This is a genomic window from Stenotrophomonas sp. SrG (assembly GCF_050031795.1).
GTDB classification, from domain to species: domain Bacteria; phylum Pseudomonadota; class Gammaproteobacteria; order Xanthomonadales; family Xanthomonadaceae; genus Stenotrophomonas; species Stenotrophomonas rhizophila_A.
Map to the genome: position 1 here is coordinate 155,286 of NZ_JBNBBE010000012.1, position 6,798 is coordinate 162,083.

At 66.7% G+C, this 6,798-nt stretch carries 7 protein-coding genes; 3 read left to right on the forward strand and 4 right to left on the reverse strand.

The genetic code is table 11. From position 1 onward, the window contains the following. Nucleotides 1-176: 176 nt before the first annotated feature. The 4 genes from tatC to ACQG3P_RS13005 all read right to left on the reverse strand — a co-directional run bounded on the left by tatC (nucleotide 177) and on the right by ACQG3P_RS13005 (nucleotide 2,622). Nucleotides 177-926: a twin-arginine translocase subunit TatC gene (gene tatC, locus ACQG3P_RS12990; protein ID WP_320457670.1), complete on the reverse strand. Its 750-nt coding sequence runs from the start codon at nucleotides 924-926 to the stop codon at nucleotides 177-179. After that, on the reverse strand, nucleotides 923-1,414 hold the full coding sequence (gene tatB, locus ACQG3P_RS12995) for a Sec-independent protein translocase protein TatB (RefSeq protein ID WP_426805285.1): 492 nt from the start codon (nucleotides 1,412-1,414) through the stop codon (nucleotides 923-925). Before tatB ends, tatC begins: the two co-directional genes overlap by 4 nt. 15 nt (nucleotides 1,415-1,429) lie before the next feature. After that, complete coding sequence (gene tatA, locus ACQG3P_RS13000; RefSeq protein ID WP_217538947.1) at nucleotides 1,430-1,657, reverse strand: Sec-independent protein translocase subunit TatA; 228 nt, start codon at nucleotides 1,655-1,657, stop codon at nucleotides 1,430-1,432. 77 nt (nucleotides 1,658-1,734) lie between these two features. After that, on the reverse strand, nucleotides 1,735-2,622 hold the full coding sequence (locus ACQG3P_RS13005; RefSeq protein ID WP_426805286.1) for a YSC84-related protein: 888 nt from the start codon (nucleotides 2,620-2,622) through the stop codon (nucleotides 1,735-1,737). A gap of 166 nt (nucleotides 2,623-2,788) precedes the next feature. Between ACQG3P_RS13005 and hemH the strand changes: the two genes are divergently transcribed. The 3 genes from hemH (at nucleotide 2,789) to ACQG3P_RS13020 (ending at nucleotide 6,560) form a co-directional block, all read left to right on the forward strand. After that, a complete protein-coding gene (gene hemH / locus ACQG3P_RS13010; protein WP_093532593.1) occupies nucleotides 2,789-3,751 on the forward strand; it encodes a ferrochelatase in 963 nt (320 codons plus the stop codon). Beyond that, nucleotides 3,748-4,596, forward strand: a complete 849-nt coding sequence (locus tag ACQG3P_RS13015; protein WP_426805287.1) for an alpha/beta fold hydrolase — start codon at nucleotides 3,748-3,750, stop codon at nucleotides 4,594-4,596. Before hemH ends, ACQG3P_RS13015 begins: the two co-directional genes overlap by 4 nt. A gap of 254 nt (nucleotides 4,597-4,850) precedes the next feature. Then, complete coding sequence (locus ACQG3P_RS13020; RefSeq protein ID WP_426805288.1) at nucleotides 4,851-6,560, forward strand: methyl-accepting chemotaxis protein; 1,710 nt, start codon at nucleotides 4,851-4,853, stop codon at nucleotides 6,558-6,560. Nucleotides 6,561-6,798 lie beyond the last annotated feature (238 nt).

Genomic DNA, 6,798 nt, shown 5'->3' on the forward strand with positions numbered 1-6,798 from the left:
TTTCTTATCCGCACTCGCGATGCACGAGAGGGGAGGCCGGCGGGCAGCCCCTGTAGGGACTGTCAAAAACATGGATGTTTTTGCCAAGCCTACAAGGATGTATTTACGGCGTGTCCCGTAAGGGGCTGCCCGTCGGCCTCCCCAGCACGTAGCAACCGAAACGCTGCTGTTGAAGCTTAAGAAGCCTGAGGCTCATCGCTCTTCGCGGGCACCAACCAACGCGAAGCATGTATCCCAAGCTCATAAAGCAGGCACATGGGAATCGCCAGCATCAACTGGGAAACCACATCCGGCGGCGTCAACACCGCAGCCAGCACGAAGATGCCCACGATCGCGTACCCACGGCCGTCCTTGAACTGCTGCGGCGTGATCCACCCCAGCAGGGTCAGGATCACCATCGCCACCGGCAGTTCGAAACTGCTGCCGAACGCGAAGAAGATCGCCAGCACGAAATCCAGGTACGCGTTCGCATCCGGGGTGATCGCAATCACTTCCGGGCGGAACGTGGTCAGGAAGTGGAAGACCGCCGGCAGTACCAGGAAGTATGCGAACGCGCAGCCGATGTAGAACAGCAGCACCGAGGTTGCCAGCAAGGGCACCGCCAGTCGCTTTTCGCGCGCATACAGGCCCGGCGCCACGAATGCCCACAGCTGGTACAGCAGCCACGGCACCGCGATGAACACGGCCACGAAGAAGGTCAGCTTGAGCGGCGCGAAGAATGCACCGGCCGGGTTGGTCGCGATCATCGACTGCCCGTTGGGCAGCTGCGAAATCAACGGCTGCGCCAACCACGTGTAGATCTGCCGCGAGAACGGCATCAGCCCCAGCAGCACCACGCCCAGCCCGATCAGCGCCCGCATCAGGCGCGCGCGCAGTTCGATCAGGTGTTCGATCAACCCGCTTTCCGGCGACTCGTTAGCGCTCATCGCGGGGCCTCCGTCGTCGCAGGCGGCGGATCGCGCGGCGCCCGCCCGTCGATGCCCGGCGGTGCCATCGCATCACGCGGTTCTTCAGGCACGGCCTCGGGCTCGGGTGCCACCACGTGCTGGGCCACGCTCGCCGGCGAACCCGGCGCGGGCCCGGTCATGACCGGCTCGTCGGTGCTGGCTGGCGTATCACCATCGCGTTGCACCTGGTTGCGCACCTGCTCCGCTTCGCGACGTACCGCCTCACCACTGGCACGCAGCTGCGCCTCGGTATCGCGCACCGAATCCTGCGCTTCGCGGAACTGGCGCTTGATCTCGTCCGCGTGCAGCTCGCGTTCCAGCTCCTGCTTCACCGAATCCCACTGGTTGCGCGCGCGCCGCACCCACAGCCCCGCGAAGCGGGCTGCCTTGGGCAGACGCTCGGGACCCAGCACGACCAACGCTACTACCGCGATGACCAGCAGTTCACTGAAACCGATGTCGAACACGCCATGCCGCCCCGATCAGCGCCGGTCGCGGTCGTGCTCGTTCTGCGATGTCGTCGTCGAATCCTGCGGACGCGACTCATCGCTCAGGTGCGCGGTCGGCTTGTCCTCGTCGCGCATGCCCTTCTTGAATTCCTTCACGGCACTGCCAAGGTCCTTGGCGCCACTGGTCAGCTTCTTGGTGCCGAACACCAACAGAACGATGACCAGTACCACCACCCAATGCCACAAGCTCATACTGCCCATGATGTTCTGCTCGCATTACCCGGTTACAAGGACCTGAGCATAGCGCACCGCCGGTAGGGCGGCGCGCGTGACGAAAGTCAGTTGCCGTCCAGCGATTCGGTACGCACTTCGCCTTCGCCCACCGGCTGGAAGCCCTGCTGCGGTGCCGGCTGCGCCGGAACGGCCTGCAACGGCGCGGTGGTGGCACCGGCATTGGCCTGTTCAGTTACAACCGGCGCTGCCTGGGGCTGCGGGGTCGCCGCACGCGGGGCCGGTGCACTGCCGGCGGTGCCGCGCTTTTCACGTGCCGAATACGTCGCCTCTTCCAGACGGTCGCGGAAGGCCACCACGTCCATCGACGGCGCTTCGCCCATGCGGCCCTCGAACACCATGCGCGGCGTGGTGTTGCTGCCGTAAGCGTCCAGGTTCGCCTCATCGTCGATCTGCAGCACCGCGCCATCCAGCGCCACGCCGGCAAACAGACCGCGCGCACGCGACCACGACCAGATCTCGGCCTTCAGCTGTCCATCGGTGGCCGCGGCGGCATTGCGGCCGACGGGACCGGCCGCCACGCCGGCATCGGCGCCCAGGGTGAATTTGCCGTTGACGAGATTGTCCAGGCTGCGGTCGTTGCGGAACACCAGCACCACGTCCGAGGACTGCACACCGGCCTGGAAGCCGATGCTGCCGCCGGTGAGCTTCATGAACACCGGGTTGGACCAGCTGCCATCGGCGTTCTTGACCGACATCAGACCGTGGCCACGGCGGCCGCCGATCACCAGGCCTGCCTTGATTGTGTCGGGAATGACCACGATCGCGCGGCCTTCGTCCAGCAATTTGTCAGGAATGCCCTGCTCGGGAATATTCTGGATGTCGTTCAACACGCGCACCGCGTTGCGGGCGCGCTGGTCCTCCTCCGGCCCGGCCATCGCCCGGGTCGACAACAGGCTGGCGGAGATCAGCAGTACAAGGCTCAAGCGGCGCATGGGTGCTCCAGAAAGGGGAAATACGGACAGCGTCGATACGCTTTCCCCGAAATTAGTGGGGTTCTTATGAATCCGCAATGAGTATGTTCGGTTCAATCGAGCCACTCGATGACAGTGATGGCGTGATTCGATCCCGCCCGTCGCGCAGACCTGCGAGAATGGTCCCATGCTCGACGCACCCGATACCGCCGTGCTGGCGGTCAATCTAGGCACACCCGAGACGCCCACCGCCCCGGCGGTGCGGCGTTACCTGGCTGAGTTCCTCAGCGATCGGCGCGTGGTCGCGATTCCGCCGCTGCTGTGGAAGCCCCTGCTGTTCGGGCTGATCCTGCCGCTGCGCAGTGGCCGCTCGGCGGCCAAGTACGCCCAGGTCTGGCTGCCCGACGGCTCGCCCTTGATGGTCTACACGCGCCGCCTGGCCGAAGCCATGCAGCAGCTGATGCCCAATGTGCGCGTACGCCACGCCATGCGCTACGGCGCGCCCGCGCTCACCGCGGAGCTGGACCGACTGGCCGCCGAAGGCATGCGCCGGATCGTGGTGCTGCCGTTGTACCCGCAGTATTCGACGACCACCACTGCCTCGATCGAAGACCAGGTGCGTGACTGGCAGCCCCGCCATCCGGGCGTGACTGTCACCCTGGTGCGCGATTACGCGGTGGACCCGGACTGGGTGGCGGCGGTGGCGGGCAGCATCCGGCAATGGTGGGAGCAGCACGGCCGCGGCGAGCAGCTGGTGTTTTCCTTCCATGGCATTCCGCAGCGCCTCGCCGATGCCGGCGACCCCTATCCGCAGCGCTGCGAAGCCAGTGCGCAGGCAATCGCGCAGGCACTCGGCCTGGCGGATGGCGAGTGGAAGCTCACCTACCAGTCGCGCTTCGGTCGCGAGAAGTGGCTGCAGCCCTATGCCGAACCCACGCTGTGGGCGATGGCCGAACGCGGCGTCAAACAGATCGACGTGGTCTGCCCGGGCTTTGCGACCGACTGCCTGGAAACGCTGGAAGAAGTGGCGATGGGCTTCACCGAAACCGTCGCCGAGCGCGGTGCGCAGATGCGCTACATCCCTTGCCTCAACGCCGATCCCGCGCACGCGCTGGCGTTGTCGCGGCTGAGCATCACGGCGTTGGCATGACGCTCGAACCCCTTGTACTGCCGGTGGCGGGCACCCGCGTGGCCGGCCTGCGTTCGACGCCGGCGGCAGGCACGCGCGTGCTGGCGCTGCACGGCTGGCTCGACAACGCCGCCAGCTTCGTGCCGTTGGCCGCAGCACTGCCCGGGCTGGACCTGGTGGCCATCGACCTGCCCGGACACGGCCACAGCTCGCATATGCCGCCGGGCACGCAGTACAACACCCCGGGCGCGATCTGCCATGTGCTCGACGTAGCCGATGCATTGGGCTGGGAGCGCTTCACGCTGCTCGGCCATTCAATGGGCGCCGGCATTGCCAGCCTCACCGCTGCCGCCGCGCCCGAGCGCGTGGAGCGGTTGATCGCCATAGAAGCGCTCGGCGGCCTGCGCGGGCCGGAAGATGAAACCGCGCAGCGCCTTCGCGAGCATGTACGCGCCGTGCGCGCGTTGCCATCGAAGAAGCTGCGCGTGTTTTCCGATCTGGCCGCGCCGGTACGCGCGCGCATGATGGCCAACCAGCTCAGCGAGCCCTGCGCGCGCCTGCTGGTTGAACGCGGCGTCATGCCGGTGGAAGGCGGCTACAGCTGGTGCAGCGACCAGCGCCTGATGCTGCCCACCGCGATGCGGTTGAGCGAAGCGCAGATCGACGACCTGCTGTCGGCGATCGAATGCCCCACCCAGGTGATCTACGCGACGCCGGCACAGTCGTACTACCCCGAGCCGCTGCGCAGTGAACGCATCAAGCTGCTTCGCGACGGCCGCCTGGATGTATTCCCCGGCACCCATCACCTGCACATGGAGCACCCGGCGCTGGTGGCCGACGTGATCACGCGCTTCCTCGCCGGCTGACCACTGCGACACCCTGTCGCACTCAACTTCCAGCGGCGCCAACCGATACCGATGCAGCAGGCACGCGCAGCGTGCCTGTGTCGTCGCTTGCTCCGCCGTCTGCGAAGCCGCGTGTCATCCGGCTTCCAAGGAAGGAGTGCTCTCCCCCATCCACGTCTGTGCAAGGTCTTCCGCCGCTGGGTCGCCGGGCCTCGCATCCGTTTGTCCGCGTTTCAGCGGATGACGTTCCGTTCCGAATTGCTTCTGGAGTTGTCATGTCTGCCATTCCCCACCCCTCCTCACGTCCACCCGACGCCATGCTGCTGTCACCTGCGTTGCACCCGCACCCGCGCGGGCAGCGCATCCTCGCGGGGTTGCTCTCCACCGGGCTGGTTTGCGGCCTTGCCGGCGCCCTCTGGCAACAACAGTCCGTCACCGTGCTTGGCATCGCGATGGCGACCGGCGCGCTGGTGGTGCTGGCGCCGCGGGTGCGGCGCAGCAGGGACGCGCTGCGCGCCGAGCTGGCGCGCGTATCAGCAGGTCATGCGCAGCTGCAGGCGCATTGCACCCGCCAGCATGCCGGCGCTGCGGCCGACGCCACCCTGCGCCTGGCATTGGAGGTCTCGCACACGGCGGTGATGATTGCCGATGCGTCCCACGTGATCCGGTATGTAAACCCCGCCGTGGTGCGTCTGCTTCGCAACCAGCAGGCCACCCTGCGCGAGGCGTTTCCGGATTTCGACGCCGACAGCCTCGTGGGCACCAGCATCCATCGCTTCCACGCCAACCCGGATCGCATCCGCGCCATCCTGGACACCCTTCAGGCCACCCACCATGGGCGCGTGCGGATCGGTCCCGTGCACTTTGCCCAGGTGGTGAGCCCGATGTTCGACGCGGCCGGGGCGCGCGTCGGCTTCGCCGTGGAATGGCACGACCGTACCCAGGAGCTGGTGCTGGAGACGGCCGTGGCCGAGATCGTGGATGCCGCGACGCGCGGCGACCTGGACCGGCGCCTGCCGCGGGCCGACAGCGGTGCCGCCTTCATGGATGGCCTCACCACCGGCATCAACCAACTGCTCGAGCGGGTGGGCAGCACCGTCGGCGATCTTCGCCGCGTGTTGTCGGCCTTGGCCGAGGGTGATCTGGGCCAGCGCATGGAGGGCGACTACGAGGGATCGTTCGCTGCCATGCAGCGCGATGCGAATGCGACGGCGATTCAGCTGGGCAGCATGGTCGAACGCATCCGACGCAGTGCCGGCGCCATCGCGCTGGGCGCTGAGGAAATCGCCAGTGGCAACCATGACCTCTCCACCCGTACGGAGCGGCAGGCAGCACATCTCGAGGAAACGGCCTCTTCGATGGAAGAGCTTACGGCCACGGTTCGACAGAACGCCGAGCATGCACACAAGGCCAGCACGCTCGCGCGTGGGGCGCAGGACGTGGCCGAGCGTGGCAGCGCGGTGGTGGGGCGCGTGGTCAGCACCATGGACAGCATCCACGGCGCATCCAAGCGGATTGGCGAGATCACCGGCGTCATCGATGGGATCGCCTTCCAGACCAACATCCTTGCCCTCAATGCGGCGGTGGAAGCGGCGCGCGCCGGTGACCAGGGCCGTGGCTTCGCGGTGGTGGCCAGCGAGGTACGCAGCCTGGCACAACGTTCGGCCGAGGCCGCGCGTGAGATCCGGCAGTTGATCGATGCATCGGTCAGCGAGGTGGCCGATGGTGCCCGGTTGGCGCAGGACGCCGGCCACACCATGCAGGAAATCGTGGGCAGCGTGGCGGGGGTCAGCAAGATCATGGCGAGCATTGCGTCGGCGTCGCAGGAGCAGGCCGCCGGCATCGACCAGATCAACCAGACGGTGGTGCAGATGGACGAGGCCACCCAGCAGAACGCCGCGCTGGTCGAAGAAGCCAGCGCCGCCGCGCGCGAGCTCGAGCAGCAGGCAGCAGGCCTGACCGAGGCGGTTGCAGCGTTCCGTTGAGGGGTTGTGCGTATCGACTGACAGTCGATCACGACCTGGTAGATCACGACCGTTGGTCGTGATGCGCGAAAGGCGCCCCGCGGGGCGCCTTTTTCATGCACTCGGTAGGTGCCGACCGTTGGTCGGCACGCATTGACGCAAAGAAAAAACCCCGCTGCGTAAGCAGCGGGGTTTTTGGGTGTAAACCCTGGCGATGACCTACTCTCGCATGGCTTGAGCCACACTACCATCGGCGCAG

Excerpts from the sequence above, each read along its gene's own strand:
- tatC (WP_320457670.1), bottom strand. The coding sequence starts at position 926 with ATGAGCGCTAACGAGTCGCCGGAAAGCGGGTTGATCGAACACCTGATC.
- tatA (WP_217538947.1), bottom strand. The coding sequence starts at position 1,657 with ATGGGCAGTATGAGCTTGTGGCATTGGGTGGTGGTACTGGTCATCGTT.
- ACQG3P_RS13005 (WP_426805286.1), bottom strand. The coding sequence starts at position 2,622 with ATGCGCCGCTTGAGCCTTGTACTGCTGATCTCCGCCAGCCTGTTGTCG.
- hemH (WP_093532593.1), top strand. The coding sequence starts at position 2,789 with ATGCTCGACGCACCCGATACCGCCGTGCTGGCGGTCAATCTAGGCACA.
- ACQG3P_RS13015 (WP_426805287.1), top strand. The coding sequence starts at position 3,748 with ATGACGCTCGAACCCCTTGTACTGCCGGTGGCGGGCACCCGCGTGGCC.
- ACQG3P_RS13020 (WP_426805288.1), top strand. The coding sequence starts at position 4,851 with ATGTCTGCCATTCCCCACCCCTCCTCACGTCCACCCGACGCCATGCTG.